This window comes from Nonomuraea monospora, from assembly GCF_039531895.1.
GTDB classification, from domain to species: Bacteria; Actinomycetota; Actinomycetes; order Streptosporangiales; family Streptosporangiaceae; genus Nonomuraea; species Nonomuraea monospora.
This window is the reverse complement of sequence record NZ_BAAAQX010000030.1, coordinates 133,490-148,939: the sequence shown is the minus strand read 5'-3', so window position 1 is coordinate 148,939 and position 15,450 is coordinate 133,490. Positions and strand designations below refer to the sequence as shown.

14 protein-coding genes are annotated in these 15,450 nt (G+C 70.8%); 8 read left to right on the top strand and 6 right to left on the bottom strand.

Annotated features, from left to right (window positions below; genetic code table 11):
- Window positions 1–3: 3 nt before the first annotated feature.
- Window positions 4–570, bottom strand: coding sequence for an NADPH-dependent F420 reductase (locus ABD331_RS42475; protein WP_344488229.1), 567 nt, complete (start codon window positions 568–570; stop codon window positions 4–6).
- Window positions 571–649: 79 nt separating this feature from the next.
- Window positions 650–1,246 (bottom strand): TetR/AcrR family transcriptional regulator, encoded by a 597-nt coding sequence (locus tag ABD331_RS42470; RefSeq protein ID WP_344488227.1) that lies wholly within the window; start codon window positions 1,244–1,246, stop codon window positions 650–652.
- 64 nt (window positions 1,247–1,310) lie between these two features.
- Between ABD331_RS42470 and ABD331_RS42465 the strand changes: the two genes are divergently transcribed.
- The gene (locus tag ABD331_RS42465; protein WP_344488225.1) at window positions 1,311–2,594 is read left to right on the top strand and encodes a cytochrome P450; all 1,284 of its coding nucleotides are present in this window, start codon (window positions 1,311–1,313) and stop codon (window positions 2,592–2,594) included.
- On the opposite strand, the gene ABD331_RS61130 is transcribed toward ABD331_RS42465, so the two are convergent.
- Window positions 2,557–2,727, bottom strand: coding sequence for a DUF3073 domain-containing protein (locus ABD331_RS61130; protein ID WP_148440757.1), 171 nt, complete (start codon window positions 2,725–2,727; stop codon window positions 2,557–2,559). The two genes, ABD331_RS42465 and ABD331_RS61130, sit on opposite strands and share 38 nt — an antisense overlap.
- Before the next feature lie 86 nt (window positions 2,728–2,813).
- Here ABD331_RS61130 and ABD331_RS42455 point away from each other — a divergent pair, with 86 nt between their 5' ends.
- On the top strand, window positions 2,814–3,146 hold the full coding sequence (locus ABD331_RS42455) for an ArsR/SmtB family transcription factor (RefSeq protein ID WP_043615149.1): 333 nt from the start codon (window positions 2,814–2,816) through the stop codon (window positions 3,144–3,146).
- A gap of 19 nt (window positions 3,147–3,165) precedes the next feature.
- Here the strand turns inward: ABD331_RS42455 and ABD331_RS42450 are convergent, their stop codons facing one another.
- The gene (locus ABD331_RS42450; RefSeq protein ID WP_344488220.1) at window positions 3,166–3,564 is read right to left on the bottom strand and encodes a hypothetical protein; all 399 of its coding nucleotides are present in this window, start codon (window positions 3,562–3,564) and stop codon (window positions 3,166–3,168) included.
- A 74-nt stretch (window positions 3,565–3,638) separates the two neighbouring features.
- Here ABD331_RS42450 and ABD331_RS42445 point away from each other — a divergent pair, with 74 nt between their 5' ends.
- Together ABD331_RS42445 and ABD331_RS42440 are read left to right on the top strand one after the other, a co-directional pair.
- Window positions 3,639–4,151, top strand: a complete 513-nt coding sequence (locus ABD331_RS42445) for a PadR family transcriptional regulator (RefSeq protein WP_344488218.1) — start codon at window positions 3,639–3,641, stop codon at window positions 4,149–4,151.
- A 9-nt stretch (window positions 4,152–4,160) separates the two neighbouring features.
- Window positions 4,161–5,039 carry a 1,4-dihydroxy-2-naphthoyl-CoA synthase gene (locus ABD331_RS42440; protein WP_344488216.1) on the top strand — a complete coding sequence of 293 codons (879 nt, stop codon included), beginning with the start codon at window positions 4,161–4,163 and terminating at the stop codon, window positions 5,037–5,039.
- Between the two features lie 19 nt (window positions 5,040–5,058).
- Here the strand turns inward: ABD331_RS42440 and ABD331_RS42435 are convergent, their stop codons facing one another.
- Window positions 5,059–5,901: a hypothetical protein gene (locus ABD331_RS42435; protein ID WP_344488214.1), complete on the bottom strand. Its 843-nt coding sequence runs from the start codon at window positions 5,899–5,901 to the stop codon at window positions 5,059–5,061.
- Window positions 5,902–6,012: 111 nt separating this feature from the next.
- On the opposite strand from ABD331_RS42435, the gene ABD331_RS42430 reads away from it, so the two are divergent.
- Window positions 6,013–6,927 carry an aminoglycoside phosphotransferase family protein gene (locus ABD331_RS42430; RefSeq protein ID WP_344488212.1) on the top strand — a complete coding sequence of 305 codons (915 nt, stop codon included), beginning with the start codon at window positions 6,013–6,015 and terminating at the stop codon, window positions 6,925–6,927.
- Here the strand turns inward: ABD331_RS42430 and ABD331_RS42425 are convergent.
- The gene (locus ABD331_RS42425) at window positions 6,917–7,828 is read right to left on the bottom strand and encodes an NADP-dependent oxidoreductase (protein ID WP_425566196.1); all 912 of its coding nucleotides are present in this window, start codon (window positions 7,826–7,828) and stop codon (window positions 6,917–6,919) included. The two genes, ABD331_RS42430 and ABD331_RS42425, sit on opposite strands and share 11 nt — an antisense overlap.
- Window positions 7,829–8,035: 207 nt before the next feature.
- Here ABD331_RS42425 and ABD331_RS42420 point away from each other — a divergent pair, with 207 nt between their 5' ends.
- Genes ABD331_RS42420 through ABD331_RS42410 form a run of 3 tightly spaced genes read left to right on the top strand, consistent with a single transcriptional unit; the run spans window position 8,036 to window position 15,419 of the window.
- Window positions 8,036–8,524 carry a hypothetical protein gene (locus ABD331_RS42420; RefSeq protein WP_344488208.1) on the top strand — a complete coding sequence of 163 codons (489 nt, stop codon included), beginning with the start codon at window positions 8,036–8,038 and terminating at the stop codon, window positions 8,522–8,524.
- On the top strand, window positions 8,524–10,617 hold the full coding sequence (locus ABD331_RS42415) for a flotillin family protein (RefSeq protein WP_344488206.1): 2,094 nt from the start codon (window positions 8,524–8,526) through the stop codon (window positions 10,615–10,617). The genes ABD331_RS42420 and ABD331_RS42415 overlap by 1 nt, the downstream gene beginning before the upstream one ends.
- A complete protein-coding gene (locus ABD331_RS42410) occupies window positions 10,614–15,419 on the top strand; it encodes a DNA repair ATPase (protein ID WP_344488204.1) in 4,806 nt (1,601 codons plus the stop codon). Before ABD331_RS42415 ends, ABD331_RS42410 begins: the two co-directional genes overlap by 4 nt.
- The last annotated feature ends 31 nt before the right edge of the window (window positions 15,420–15,450 follow it).

The window sequence follows — 15,450 nt, the reverse complement described above, 5'->3', positions numbered from 1 at the left end:
AGATCAGAGCGCCTCCGACAGGCCGCCTCCGTCGATGGCCGTGAACCCGGCGTCCTCGATCAGCGGCACCACGGCCTTCTTGGCCTCGTCGTCGTCGCCCCAGTAGGGCATGTCGGCGCGCGCCCCGCCGCGCTGCCCCGCGATGCCGAGCTCCAGCAGCTCGTTGGGGTACTTGGTGTTGAACGTGCGCACCAGCCGCACGCCGTCGCCCAGCACGTGCTGCTGGTACTGGGGGCTGGTGAGCCCGCCGGGCACGGCCACCACGACGGCCGCGCCGTCGCGCTCGCCGATCGGGTTGCTCGGATCGACGACGATCCTGCCGGTGAGCGTGCCGTCCAGCTCCGCCACCACCGCCGGGAACGCCTCCCAGCCGACCGCCATGATCACGACCTCGCCGAACCGCGCCGCCTCCCCCGGCTTCCCGTCCTGTGCCTGGCCGTCGGCGGCCCGGGCGGCGGCTGCCGCGCGGCCGGGGTCGGCGTCACTGAAGAACACGTCATGGCCCGCCACCGCGAGCAGTCGGCCGAGCGGCGTGCCCAGCCTTCCGGAACCCACGATTCCTACGCGCATGTCTTGATCTCCTCGTCATCCGGGGATGTGCCCACACCCGCCGCCGACATGCGTGCGTTCGCCTACCTTTGCCAGTTGATCAGGCGATGAGCGCACCGAGGGCCGCGATGGCCTCGACGACCTGGCGCGCGTCGGGCGTGGCGTCGGGGTCGAGCAGCCACTGCAGCATGAGCCCGTCGGTGATGGCCACCACCACGGAGACCAGCACCTCGGGCTCCAGTGGCAGCTCGACCCCCAGCTCCCGGCTCGCCCGGCGCAGCATGTCGGCGCCCGCCACCCGTGTCCTGGCGTACGCGTCGGCCAGCTTCTCCCGCAGGAGAGGCGCGCGCAGCGCCGCCGGATACCCCTCGACGCACAGGACGATCACCGGCCGCAGCTCGTCGAAGACGTCCACCAGCTCGGCCATGGCCCGTTGCAGCATCTCGCGGGGGGAGCCGGGGTCGGCGCCGAACAGCGCGCGCTCGACCCGCTCGGTCCACTCGTCGAACACCGCCGCGATGGCCTCGTTGAGCAGGGCGTCCTTGCCGCCGAAGTGGTAACCGATGGAGGCCAGGTTGGTGCCGGAGGCGGCGACCAGGTCGCGCGCGGTCGTGTGCGCGTACCCCTTCTCCTGAAGGCAGCTCACCGCTCCCGCCAGGAGGCGTTCGCGGTAACCACCGGCGTTCGTTCGTGCCACGGGTCTATGCTACTGACGTATACGAGCGTCTATGACGTACGTACATTTACTAGGAGGCACGACAATGATCCCTCCCGGCCCGAAAATGCCCGCGATAGCGCAGACCGCCTGGTTCATGGCGGACGCCCCGGGCGCGTTCGAGAGCTATCACCGCAGGTACGGACCGATCTTCACGGTCCGCAACGCCGGCTTCCCGCCCGAGGTCTTCGTGACCACCGCCGAGCTGGCCGAGCAGGTCTACCGCACCGACCACAGCGGTCACGGGCGCGCCGGCGAGGCCCGGCGCGTCTTCCTGCAGCACCTGGTCGGCTCGCAGTCGGTGCTCACGCAGGACGGCGACGCGTGGTGGCGGCACCGCAAGACGCTCAACCCGCCGCTGCGCGCCAGACAGGTCGCCGGCTACGAGGACGACATCGCCGCGATCGCGGCGGAGAAGATCGCGACGTGGCCGCTGGACCGGCCGTTCGGGCTGCGCGACCACTTCCAGGAGATCACGCTGGAGATCATCATCCGGCTGATCTTCGGCATCACGGACGCCGGGCGTGTCCAGCGGCTGCACGTGCTGCTGCCCGAGCTGATCGAGGTGGGCGGCGCCATGTCGGTGGTGATGCTGCCGGAGCGGCTGCGCGGCCCCGCCGGGCGGGCGCCGTTCGGCCGGTACAGGCGGTTCGTGCGGCTGCGGGCCGAGGTGGACGCCATCCTGCTCGACGAGATCCGCCGTCGCCGCACGGCGCCGGGCGGCGGCGACGTGCTCGGCAGGCTGCTGGAGACGGAGCTGGGCGACCAGGAGTTGCGCGACGAGCTGCTCGCCATGCTGTTCGCCGGCCACGAGACCACCGCCACCGGGCTGGCCTGGGCCTTCGAGCGGATCCTGCGCATGCCCGGGGTGCTGGAGCGGCTCCCCGACGACGAGCCCTACCTCGACGCGGTGGTCAAGGAGGTGCTGCGAGTGCGGCCCGTCGTCATCGAGGCGCCGAGGCTGCTCGACGCCCCGCTACGGCTGGGCGGGTACGAGATCCCTGCCGGATGGTACGCCGGGCCGTACATCCCGCTCGTGCACCGTGATCCCGCCGCCTTCCCCGCGCCCGGGGAGTTCCGTCCCGAGCGCTTCCTGGAAGGGCACCAGGGCAAGGCCTGGATGCCGTTCGGCGGCGGGCGGCGCTTCTGCGTGGGAGCGCAACTGGCGCTCCTCGAGATGCGCGTCATCATCCGCGAGGTGCTGCACCGCCTGGAGCTCACGGCGCCCGATCAGGCGCCGGAGGCCAGGCGGCTGAAGAACGTCACCCTCGCCCCCGCGAAGCTGACCCGCGTCATCGCCCGCGCTCGGACTCCTGCTCGGACGGCGTAGGAGGGTACATCTCCTCGTGTCGCTCGTCTGCGCCCAGCTCTTCGCGAAGCCGGTCGTAGTCGATGTTGTGGTTGGTGTACTTCAGCTGGCGAGCGACCTTCGTCTGCTTCGCCTTGGCTCTTCCTCGGCCCATGGCAACTCCCTAGTCCCCGCTGTCATGCTATCCGACAACCTAGCGACTTGAAGAATTATGCAACTGCACTGGATTACTCTGACAATATGCACGTGGAGGTCTACCAGGCCAAGGCCGACTTCTTCCGAACCCTCGGCCACCCCGCTCGCATCCGAGTGTTGGAGCTACTCCAGGAAGGGCCACTGCCCGTCAGGGATCTTCTGGCCCAGATCGACATCGAGGCCTCGAGCCTCTCCCAGCAGCTCGCCGTCCTGCGCAGGGCGGGGATCGTGAGTGCGATCCGCGAGGGCAGCACCGTGGTCTACACGCTGGCCACGCCCGAGCTGGCCGATCTGCTGGGCGCCGCCCGGCGCATACTCACCGACATGCTGGCCGACCAGGGGGAATTGCTCGCGGAGTTGCGAGCCGAGGTGACATAACTCACTTACTTGATCAGCCCTACTTGATCAGGGCCCGCCGCACCCGCTTCGGATACCAGGCGGTGAACACGGCGGGAAGAGCGAACGAGAGCGCCTTGATGGCGATGACCAGCGCGGTCGCATGCGGCGCCGCGGCCGGCACGAGCGTCAGGGAGAGCGCGGCGACGGTGAAGGCCGACGCCCAGACCGTGGTGATGACCGCGTTGACGCGACAGAACCGCGGGCTCTCCCAGACCTCGCGCGGCGCCATGGTGCGCGCGATGCCGAGCGTGAACGGCTTGCAGATGGCCAGCGAGCCCCACGCCGTCCCGGCCGGCCAGACGTTGACCAGCGCGGGCCCGTACGGAGTGAGCGGCGAATGCGGCGCCGCGACGAACGCGTAGACGATCCAGGGCAGAAAACCGAGCAGGCCGCGCATGGAGGTTCCGCCGATATTCCTAGAATGACATGTCGAACAGGGAACCTCCTGTAGGGATATGTCAATATAGGAATATGAGCCTTCGACACGCCGTGCTGGGACTGCTCTCCGAGGGTCCCGCGAGTGGATACGACCTGATGAAGACGTTCGACGTCTCCCTCGCCAACGTCTGGCCGGCCACCCAGAGCCAGCTCTACTCCGAGCTCGGCAAGCTCGCCGAAGCGGGGCTCGTCAGCGTGGTCGCGGAAGGCCCGCGCGGCCGCAAGGAGTACGCCATCACCGAGGAGGGCCTGGCCGAGCTGCGGCGCTGGGTCACCGACGTCGAGCCCACCAAGGTGATGCGCAGCGACATGCTGCTGCGCGTCTTCTTCCTCGCCCAGGTCTCCCCCGAACAGGCCCGCGAGTACCTGCGAAGGAAGGCCGACGAGGCCGTCGAGAGCCTGGAGCACCTGAAGAGCATCCGCGAGTTCGTCGAGAGCGGCACCGACAACCTGTCCGTCTACGGCCGCCTCGCCATGGAGTACGGCCTGCGCCTGGCCGCGGCCCAGAAGGAGTGGGCCGACTGGGCCGTCGAACGCATCCATTAGGCTCTCGCCATGGTCTCCGAGCTGTTCGATCCCAAGGCGTGGCAGCCGGTCGAGGGATTCGACTTCACCGACATCACCTACCACCGGGCAGTCGACCAGGGCACCGTGCGCGTGGCCTTCAACCGCCCGGAGGTCCGCAACGCCTTCCGCCCGCAGACGGTCGACGAGCTCTACCGCGCGCTCGACCACGCCCGGCAGACCACCGACGTCGGCTGCGTCCTGCTGACCGGCAACGGCCCCTCGCCCAAGGACGGCGGCTGGGCCTTCTGCTCCGGCGGCGACCAGCGCATCAGGGGCAAGGACGGCTACCAGTACGCCGACGGCACGCCCGCCACCGGCCGCCTGCACATCCTGGAGGTGCAGCGGCTCATCCGCTTCATGCCCAAGGTCGTCATCTGCGTCGTCCCGGGCTGGGCCGCCGGCGGCGGGCACAGCCTGCACGTCGTCGCCGACCTCACCATCGCGAGCGCCGAGCACGCCCGGTTCAAGCAGACGGACGCCGACGTGGCCAGCTTCGACGGCGGCTTCGGGTCGGCGTACCTGGCGCGGCAGGTCGGGCAGAAGTTCGCCCGCGAGATCTTCTTCCTCGGCGACACGTACACGGCGGCCGACGCTCACCGGATGGGCATGGTCAACGCCGTGGTGCCGCACGAGGAGCTGGAGACGACGGCGCTGGAGTGGGCGCGCAAGATCAACGGGAAATCGCCCACGGCGCAGCGGATGCTCAAGTTCGCGTTCAACGCCGTGGACGACGGGCTGGTGGGGCAGCAGGTGTTCGCCGGTGAGGCCACGCGGCTGGCGTACATGACGGACGAGGCCGCCGAGGGGCGCGACTCGTTCCTGGAGAAGCGCGAGCCCGACTGGTCGCCGTTCCCCTGGCACTACTGAGCGCCGGGGCCCCAGCCGTTCAGGCGCAGGCGCGGCCGATGGGTGAGGCGACGTTGCCGTGCCTCAGGTAGCGGTCGATGGCGTGCGGCGTGTCCCTGTTCTCGACCTCGACCTGGCTGAGCGGCGTCCCCCACCCCCGCTCCAGCGGATGCCCGATGGCCACGATGTCGTTCACGTCGTACGTGGTCAGCCACCGCACCCCCGGATGCCGCGTCCCCCGGGCGAGCAGGTTGCGCTGGATGGTGGGCAGCCCGAGCGGCGACCCGGCCGTCACCCAGAGCACGACCCGCCGCCGCACGGCGTCCTCGACGAGCAGGTCCCTGGACACCACGGTCCCCAGGCTGTGGGAGACGAGCACGATGTCGCCGGTGGGCGGCAGCAGGCGGCGCACCTCGTCGAGGACGGGCTTGCGGCCGTGGCTGAGGTAGACGGCGACGTCCTGGAGGAAGACCTTGATGATCTCCTTGTCGACGCTGGTGTTCTTGGAGACCCAGGTGAGCAGGCGCCGGGCCAGCGTCCAGGACAGAACGTCGGAGATGCCGAGCATCTCGGTGGGCACGCCGGTGCCGGCCGCCAGGTCGGCGAGCATGAGGCGCTCGAGCTCGCCGACGTCCTCCGGCATGAAGGGGTGGAAAGGCACCTCTTCGGCGCCGTCGGCGGGCATCTCCAGGACGGCGGCCTCGCGCGCCGCCTGGGCGGTGACGCGGTGCAGGACGTTGCCGTAGTAGGGCAGCACGCACTGAGCGGTCAGCCGGGGGACGTGCAGCCCGGCGGCCAGCGCGGTGCACCACTCCCGCAGCAGCACCTGCGGGTCCTTGCCCTCCTGGCCCCGCCCGTGGATGAACACGATCGTCGCCGCCATGGCCGCCCTCCCTCCATCGGGGCTGTCAGCGTAGGCACGGCCGCGCGGGTGACGCCTCAGGGTGTGCCTTAGGGGAAGCCCTAGACCTGCGGCCCTTGGCAGACTGGGGTCATGAGGATCAAGGTGCCGGAGGCGCTGACCGAGTCGCACATGAAGTACGAGAGGGACGCGGGGCCGGGCTGGAACGCCGGGCTGCCCGCGCTGGCCGAACGCTTTCTGGAGGAGTGGGAGCTGCGGCTCGACGGCGAGCCGAGCCACGGGATCGTCGCGCTGGTGCTGCCGGTGCTGCGCGCCGACGGCACCCCCGCCGCGCTGAAGCTGCAGCCGGTGACCAGCGAGACCGTGGACGAGGCGGCGGCCCTGCGCGCCTGGGCGGGCGACGGCGCGGTGTCACTGCTCGACGCCGACCCGGAGACCGGCAGCATGCTGCTCGAACGGCTGCAACCGGACCGGTCGCTGTCGGACGTGCCCGACGTGATGGAGTCCCTGGAGGTGCTGACGGGCCTGCTGCGCCGTCTGTCGGCCCATCCCGCCCCGGCCGGGCTGCGCGACCTCGGCGACCTCACGCGCGGCATGCTGGCGCGGGTGGACGACGCCGTGGACCGGGTCTACGGCGAGCGCGACCGCTACTGGCTGCGCTGGTGCGCGGGCGCGGTCTCCGAGCTCGCCTCCGAGCCCGGCGACCGGCTGCTGCACTGGGACCTGCACTACGACAACGTGCTGGCGGGCGAGCGGGAGCCGTGGCTGGCCATCGACCCCAAGCCGCTGGCCGGCGATCCGGGCTTCGAGCTGCTGCCCGCGTTGTGGAACCGGTGGGAGGAGGTGATCGCGAGCGGCGACGTGCCGCGCGCGGTGCTGCGGCGCTTCGACTTCATGGTGGACGCCCTCGGCCTGGACCCGCGCCGCGCGGCCGGCTGGACGCTGGGCCGGGTGCTGCAGAACTTCCTGTGGGACGTGGCCGACGGCGACCGGGTGCTCGCCGAGATCCTGGTGCGGGTGGCGGAGGCCGTCCGCGCTAGATGGTGAGGACGACCTTGCCCCTGCCGTGTCCCGTCTCGATCTCGCGGTGCGCGTCCGCGGCCTCCTCCAGCCGGTACGCCCTGCGCACCGGGAAGGCGAAGGCGCCCTCGGCGTACAGGGCGGCGTAACGTCCGAGCCGCTCGGCCGAGCGCTCCCCCTGCACCAGCCGGACGCCGAGCTCGGCGGCCCTGCCGTGCTCGACGAGCGTGACGATGCGGGCGCGGTCGCGTACCAGCTCCAGTGAGACCTCCAGTGCGTGCCCGCCTGCCCCGTCGAGCACCGCGTCGACGCCGCCGGGCGCGAGCGCGCGCACCCGGTCGGCCAGGCCCTCGCCGTAGGCGACGGGGACGGCGCCCAGGGCGCGCAGGTGGTCGTGGTTGACCTCGCGGGCGGTGCCGATCACGGTGGCTCCGCGCCGCCTGGCGATCTGCACGGCCGCCGTGCCCACCGAGCCTGCCGCGCCGTGCACGAGCAGCGTCTCGCCCGACGCCAGGCCGATGCCGTCGATGGCCAGCTCGGCCGTCTGCACGCCTGAGGTCAGCCCGCCGGCCACCTCCCACGGCACCCCGCCGGGTTTGGCGGTCACGTCGGTCGCGGGCACCACGATGTACTCGGCGTAGGCGAACAGCCGGGAGAAGCCGAGCACCTCGGCTCCCACGGCCACCCCTGTCACGTCCTCACCCACCTGGTCCACCACGCCCGCGAACTCGTTGCCCGGGATGCGCGGGTAGCCCACCTCGTCCAGGTACGGCGGCAGCCATCCACCCCGCACGGCCGCGTCGAACGGCTGCACCCCGGCCGCCCGCACCCGCACCCGCACCTGACCTGGGCCCGCCTGGGGCGCCGGGAGCTCCATCACCTTCAGCACTTCTGGGCCGCCGGGCTCGGTGAAGGCGGCGGCTCTCATCAGTTCGCTCATGCCGGCCAGCCTGCTACCTCAACCGCGCTTGAGGTCAAGACACCAACCGTTTCGGGAACTTTCTTCTTTAGTCGCGCTTTATCTGTATATAGTCCGACAGGACACACAGGGGGATAGGTAGTACGAGGCGGGATGTCCGACTTCTTTCACATCGCACTGAGCTTTCCGACTGTCATTTTCACTTTCCTGCTCGTGGTGGTCGCCGGGTATTGGCTGACCGTCATCACCGGCCTGTTCGAGGCCGATGACGACGCCACGTGGCTGGGCCTCGGGGGAGCCCCAGCGGGGGTCACACTGTCGCTGCTCATCGCGCTGGCCTGGCTGCTCTGCCTCATCGGCAGCGTACTGGCGCCGACCGGCGCGCTCATCGCCGTGCCCGTCGTCGCGGTGGCCCTGGCCTGGCTGGCCGTGCGCGGCCTGCTGACGCCGCTGCGCAGGCTGTTCCCCCAGGGGGACACGCGCTCGCGCGGCGACTTCGTCGGCCAGATGTGCGTGATCCGCACCGGCACGGCCACTCCGGACTTCGGCCAGGCCGAGGTCACCGCCGCCGACGGCTCGTCCGCGGTCGTGCAGGTCCGCACGACCGGCCAGGACCGTCTCGTCCGCGGCGACGACGCACTCATCTTCGAATACGACAAAGACGGCGAATTCTTCTGGGTCATGCCGTACGAAAGTGAGCACTGATGGACGTCATCTCCACCGGCTTCGGCATTTTCCTGGCCGTCGTCCTGGTCATCGTGATCGGCCTTCTCTTCGTCGTCGGCCGTCTTTTCCGCAAGGTCGAGCAGGGCAAGGCGCTGATCGTTTCGAAGGTCAACAAGGTCGACGTGACGTTCACCGGCGCCGTGGTGCTGCCGGTGGTGCACAAGGCCGAGATCATGGACATCTCGGTCAAGACCATCGAGATCGAACGGACCGGCCGCGAGGGGCTCATCTGCCGGGACAACATCAGGGCCGACATCAAGATCACGTTCTTCGTCCGGGTGAACAAGACCGCCGAGGACGTCATCAAGGTCGCCCAGGCCATCGGCACCGCCCGCGCCAGCGACGAGACCACGCTGCAGGAGCTGTTCAACGCGAAGTTCTCCGAGGCGCTCAAGACCGCGGGCAAGCACCTCGACTTCGTCGACCTCTACACCAAGCGCGACGAGTTCCGCGACGAGATCGTCCGGCTGATCGGCACCGACCTCAACGGCTACAGCCTGGAGGACGCCGCCATCGACTACCTGGAGCAGACCGCGCTGGGCCAGCTCGACAAGAGCAACATCCTCGACGCGCAGGGCATCCGCAAGATCACCGAGCTGACGGCGATCGAGCACGTGCGCACGAACGAGTTCCAGCGCAACGAGGAGAAGGAGATCACCCGGCAGAACGTGGACGCCCGCGAGGCGATCCTGGAGCTGGAGCGCCGCCAGGCCGACGCCGAGCTGAAGCAGCGCCGCGAGATCGAGACCGTCAAGGCGCGCGAGGAGGCCGAGATCGCCCGCGTGCAGGCCGAGGAGCGGCTGCGCGCCCAGGCCGCGCACATGAAGACCGACGAGCAGCTCGGCATCCAGAACGAGAACCGGGCCCGCGAGATCGCCGTCGCCGAGAAGAACCGCGAGCGCGTCATCGCCATCGAGAGCGAGCGCATCGAGAAGGACAGGATGCTGGAGGTCATCGCCCGCGAGCGGGAGACCGAGCTGTCGCGCATCGCCAAGGACAAGGAGGTCGAGACCGAGAAGCGGTCGATCGCCGAGGTGATCCGCGAGCGCATCGCGGTCGACAAGACCGTGGCCGAGCAGGAGGAGTCGATCAAGCGGCTGCGCGTGGTCGAGGAGGCCGAGCGCACCCGTCAGCAGGTGATCATCGCCGCCGAGGCCGAGGCCCAGGAGAACCTGGTCAAGGACATCAAGGCCGCCGAGGCCGCGGAGGCCGCCTCCAAGTTCAAGGCCCGCGAGGAGCTGGTGCTGGCCGAGGCGCGCCAGCAGGCCGCCGAGCTGGAGGCCAGGGCCAAGATGCGGCTGGCCGAAGGCGTCCAGGCCGAGTCCGCCGCCTCCGGGCTGGCGCAGGTGCAGGTCAGGGAGCGCGACGCCGAGGCCATCGAGAAGGTGGGCCGTGCCGAGGCGCTGGTGCTGAAGGAGAAGCTGGCCGCCGAGGCCGACGGGGCCAGGGCGATGGCGCTGGTCGAGGGCGACCGGCTCAAGGCGCAGGCCGAGGGCGAGCAGGCGATGGCGCTGGCCGGCGCCGCCGCCGTCGGCGAGAAGCTCAAGGCCGAGGCCGAGGGCCTGACCCAGAAGGCCGCCGCGATGGCCGCGCTGGACGAGGCCAGCAGGGCGCACGAGGAGTACCGCCTGCGCCTGGAGGCCGACAAGGAGATCAGGCTCAAGCACATCGACGTCACCCGGCAGGTCGCCGAGTCGCAGGCCAGCGTGCTGGCGGCCGGGCTGGCCAAGGCCAACATCGACATCGTCGGCGGCGACACCATGTTCTTCGACAAGGTGGTCGGCTCGATCACCGCGGGCAAGGTGGTGGACGGCTTCGTCGACCACTCCCAGGTCGCCGGGGCGATCGTGTCGCCGTACGTGAACGGCTCCGCCAGCCTGGCCGCGGACCTGGCGAGCGTGGTCGGCGGCGTGAGCACCGAGGACCTGAAGAACCTGACCGTGTCCGCCCTGCTCATGCGGCTCATCCAGGACGGCGGCCCGCAGACCACGGCCCTCGGCGAGCTGCTGGAGACGGCCCGCCGGCTGGGCGTGGCCGACTCGCCGGTGGCGGCCCTGGCCGGCGCCAAGTGAGCACGCTCGAAGCGGGCCTGGAGGCGGGGACGTACGAGGTCCTGCGCAACCGCCTCCAGGCCCAGGCCAAGGCCCTGGCGGCGGCGGCCGGCACGCTCAACGACGAGCGGCTGAAGGTCTTCGGCGGGGCGGAGCTGCGCCTGCTGGGCACCGAGCGGATCAGGACCGAGAACAACTGCGTCCCCAGGGACATCGTCTCCCTGGGCGGCGTGATGCTCTTCGGCTACAACGTCTTCATCGGCCTCAAGCCGGAGACGACGGTGGCGGACGTGTTCGCGGTGCACCGCTTCTCCAGGGACGGCGACGCCTTCCGGTTCGACGCGGACAAGCTGGAGGCGCTGGACGACCCGGCGTTCAGGAAGGACTTCGCCGAGCTCTACCGGTACTACAAGGAGACCAGGCTTCACCAGCTCAGGCGGGTCGAGGGCAAGCTGCTGGCCGTGTTCCAGACGGGTCCGGCGGACACGCGGGTGCTGCGCTGGGCGGTCAGCAACGGCGGTGTCCCGAAATATCAGGACAACCGTGGGGAGCGGGACCACACCTTCCCCCCGTCCCACGACTTCGAGTGGACCCCCACCACCCGCGACGACCACGTGCTCGGCCGCCACCCGCACATCTCCATCGGCGGCGAGGTGTTCGTCGAGACCGTCGGCGGCGACCTCACCATCAAGATCGAGGACAACACGGAGAGCGGCGCCGGCATCTACGCCGAGCCGGTCGCCGAGCCGCTGCAGAGCCTGGCGGACGCCGACGTCGAGTACGCCCGCGTGGGGCCGCTGATCCTCATGCGGATCCGGCCGTACAAGGAGAGCGACCGCCGCCACCTGGTCTTCAACACCCGCACCAAGGCGGTCGTCCGGCTCGACGGCATCGGGCAGGCCTGCCAGCGGCTGCCCGAGGACCAGGGGCTGATCTTCCCCGGCGGCTACTACCTGGCCACGGGCGTCAGCAAGACGTTCGACACGGACGTGAGCGACCTGGAGTTCGAGCGGGTCGTCCGCTCCCCCAACGGCGAGGACGTCCTGTACGTCTTCCACGCCAGGGGCGACGGGCGGTCGCTGCTGCTGCCCTACAACGTGATCAGGAAGGAGGTGGCCAACCCCATCGTCTGCCACGGGTACTCGCTGTTCGACGACGGCACGATGGTGGTCTTCCGCGCCACCTCCGACGAGCCGACCCGGGTGCACCCGATGCAGGTGTGGCAGACGCCGTACGTGTCGGACACCTACGCCGCCGCCCAGCCCACCGGCACAGGACCGCTGGAGCGCATCGGCAACGCCGAGCTGGTCCGGGGCATCTCCGACTGCCTGTCCGTGGCGCGCATGGTCGAGGAGATGGCGCCGTCGGCCGGCACGTTCGAGGGGCTGATCGCCGCCTGCACGCGCGCGTTCGACTCCTACCACTGGCTCGGCGAGCACGGCCTGCGCGAGCCGCTCACCGACGTGCGCGCCACCGCCGAGCAGGTGCTCGACGAGTACGAGAACGTCGAGCAGCTCACCCGCCAGGCCGCCCAGACCCTCGCCACGGCCACCGAGGAGACCACCGAGCTCGTCCGCCACGCCAGGGCCGAGACCCCGGCCACCGCCGACGCCTGGGTCACGCTGCTGGCCACGCTCCGCCGCGCCCAGGGCCACCTGGTCACGCTGCGCGAGGTGCGCTACCTCGACCTGTCCGCCCTGTCCGCGCTGTCGGACTCCGTGGCGGAGGAGCTGGGCTCGGCGGGCAGACGCGCCGTGGCCTTCCTGTCGGGCCAGGACGCGTTCACCGCCTACCACGCGGCCGTCGAGGCGCTGGCCGCCGACGCCGCCGCGATCGGCACCGTGGCCGAGGCCGCGCCCGTCGCCGACCGGCTGGCCGAGCAGGCCGAGGGGCTGGAGGTGGTCACGGAGGTCGTCGGCTCGCTGGACATCGCCGACGCCACCGTCCGCACCTCGATCCTGGGCCGCATCGCCGAGGTGCTCGGCGGCGTGAACCGGGCCAGGGCCGTCCTCGACGGGCGGCGGCGCGAGCTGCTCGGCTCGGAGGGGCGGGCCGCGTTCGCCGCCGAGTTCGCGCTGTTCGGGCAGGCCGTCACGGGTGCGCTGGCCGTGGCCGACACGCCGCAGAAGTGCGACGAGCAGCTCGGACGGCTGATGCTGCAGGTGGAGAACCTGGAGTCGCGCTTCGGCGAGTTCGACGACTTCGCCGCGCAGCTCGCCGCCAAGCGGGACGACGTCTACGAGGCGTTCTCCGCCCGCAAGCAGACCCAGCTCGACGACCTCGCCCGCCGCGCCGACCGCCTGTTCTCCTCCGCCGAGCGCATCCTCGGCAGCGTCACCAGGCGGCTCGGGGCGCTGTCGTCGCTGGACGAGGTCAACACCTACTTCGCGACCGACCCCATGGTGGCCAAGGTCCGCTCTGCCGCGGCCGGCCTGCGGGAGCTGGGCGACGCCGTACGGGCCGAGGAGCTGGACGGGCGGGTCAAGTCGGCGCAGCAGGAGGCGGGGCGGGCGCTGCGCGACCGCCTCGACCTCTTCTCGGACGGCGGCGAGACCCTGCGGCTGGGCCACCACCGCTTCGCCGTGAACACGCAGCCGATCGACCTGACGCTCGTCCCGCACGACGGGTCTATGCACTTCGCGATCACCGGCACCGACTACCGCGCGCCCGTGCCCGACTCGTTCGGCGACACCCGGCCCTTCTGGGACCAGACGCTGGTCTCCGAGACCCCGGACGTCTACCGGGCCGAGCACCTGGCCGCCTCGCTCCTCGACTCCGTCACGGCGGGCGACTCGCTCCAGGAGCTGGTGCGGCGTGCCGCGGAGGAGCGCTACGACGAGGGCTACGAGCGCGGCGTCCACGACCACGACGCCGCACTCATCCTGGACACCCTGACCCGCCTGCGCGAAGGCGCCGGGCTGCTGCGCTACCCCGCCGCGACGAGGGCGGCGGCGCAACTCTTCTGGGCCTTCGGGACGGACGAGGTTTCACGTAAAACATTGGCCGCCCGCGCCGTGTCCCTGGTCAGAGCCCGCACGATCTTCGGCGTCACGCCCGCCCTGGGCTCACTCGCCGACGAGCTGGACCGGACCATCGCCGCGTTCCTGACCGGCCTCGGCCTGCCTGAGGCGGACCTCGCCGGCGAGTACCTCGTCGAGGAACTGGGCACCGCGGCCGCCGGCTTCGTCACAGCCAAGCCGGCCCTCGACCTGCTCGACGGGTTCCGCCACGCGCTCGGGCCGGTCAAGACGCGCGAGTTCGAGGACGACCTCAAGGCCCTGCCGCTCACCGAGCGCGTCCAGCTCGCCCACGCCTGGCTCACCGCCTACCGCCAGGGGCCCGAGGTGACGGAGGCGATCGCCGTCCAGCTCTGCGGCCACCTGCCCCGCTACGACTCCAGCGCCACCACCGCCGAGACCGTGGACGGCCTCCTCGGCGCGCACCCGCGCATCCAGGACCGCAAGCTGGAGATCCGCCTCGACGAGCTGCTGCCCAGAACCAGGCGCTTCGCCCGGGAACGGGTGCCCGCCTACCGCGCCTACCAGCGCCGCAGGAACGAGCTGGTCGAGGCCGAGCGCCGCCGGCTGCGCCTGGAGGAGTACAAGCCGAAGGTGATGAGCGCCTTCGTCCGCAACCGCCTGCTCGACGAGGTGTACCTGCCGCTGATCGGCGACAACCTGGCCAAGCAGCTCGGCGCGGCGGGCGCGGGCAAGCGCACCGACCAGATGGGCCTGCTCCTGCTCATCTCACCGCCCGGCTACGGCAAGACCACGCTGATGGAGTACGTGGCCAGCCGCCTCGGCCTGGTCTTCGTCAAGGTCAACGGCCCGGCGCTGGGCCACGAGGTCACCTCCCTGGACCCGGCGGACGCGCCCGACGCGACGGCCAGGCAGGAGGTGGAGAAGATCTCGTTCGCGCTGGAGACGGGCAACAACACCCTGCTCTACCTGGACGACATCCAGCACACCTCGCCGGAGCTGCTGCAGAAGTTCATCTCGCTGTGCGACGCCCAGCGCCGCATCGAGGGCGTGTGGAACGGGCGCACCAGGACGTACGACCTGCGCGGCAAACGCTTCGCCGTGTGCATGGCGGGCAACCCGTACACCGAGTCGGGCCGCCGCTTCCGCATCCCCGACATGCTGGCCAACCGCGCCGACGTGTGGAACCTGGGCGACGTGCTGTCGGGCAAGGAGGAGCTGTTCGCGCTCAGCTACGTGGATAACGCCCTCACCTCCAACCCTGTCCTCGCGCCCCTGTCCGGCCGCGACCGCTCGGACGTCGAGCTGCTCGTCCGCCTCGCCAAGGGCGACCCGGCCGTCCGGCCCGACCAGCTCACGCACCCCTACACCAAGCCCGAGCTGGACCAGATACTCAGCGTGCTGGCCAAGCTCGTACGCGTGCAGGAGGTGGTGCTGGCCAACAACCAGGCCTACATCGCCTCCGCCGCCCAGTCGGACGCCGCCCGCACCGAACCGCCGTACCGGCTCCAGGGCTCCTACCGCAACATGAACAAGCTGGCCGAACGCATCGTGCCCGCCATGAACGACGACGAGCTGGAAACGGTGATCGACGACCACTACCTCGGCGAGGCGCAGACCCTGACCGCCGACGCGGAAGCCAACCTGCTCAAGCTCGCCGAGCTGCGCGGCCGCCTCACCCCCGCCCAGGCGGAGCGGTGGGCGGCAGTCAAGGCGGCCTACCTCAAGGCCAAGGCCCTGGGCGGGGCCGAGGACGATCCGGTGGTGCGGGCGGTGGGCGCGATCGGGCTGCTGGCGGACCGGGTGAGCGAGGTCGGCACCGCCATCAGAGAATCGGACCGCTGAACCCAGCACCCTCACCCGGCCGGTCGGCGCT